Here is a 264-nt window from a genome sequence, read left to right as displayed (position 1 = left end):
AAACAATGGTGTCAAAAAGCTATATTAACACCTAGATACAAACGGTCAGCTTATTCTAGTGTATATGGAAGTGAAATAAAAGACTTAATTGCTAGTAACCTATCTCAAAGTGCTAAAGAACTTGAAATATCTAGGTTAATAAAAGAAACTATTTTAGTTCATCCATATACAAAAGAAGTGAGTAATTTTATATTCAATTGGCTTGAAAATAGTAGGCTTGTTAATTATGAATTTGATGTACTAACAATAGATGATGAAAATATA

1 protein-coding gene is annotated in these 264 nt (G+C 27.3%); it reads left to right on the top strand.

The features are described 5' to 3' along the window. Positions 1-264 (top strand): DUF2634 domain-containing protein (locus Q3287_RS19600; protein WP_407964693.1); only part of this gene is annotated, 264 nt, incomplete at both ends.

Source organism: Clostridioides sp. GD02404, assembly GCF_045898275.1.
GTDB lineage: Bacteria > Bacillota > Clostridia > Peptostreptococcales > Peptostreptococcaceae > Clostridioides > Clostridioides difficile_A.
Note: the sequence above shows the minus strand (reverse complement) of the source record. Positions and strands in the feature narration are given on the sequence as shown.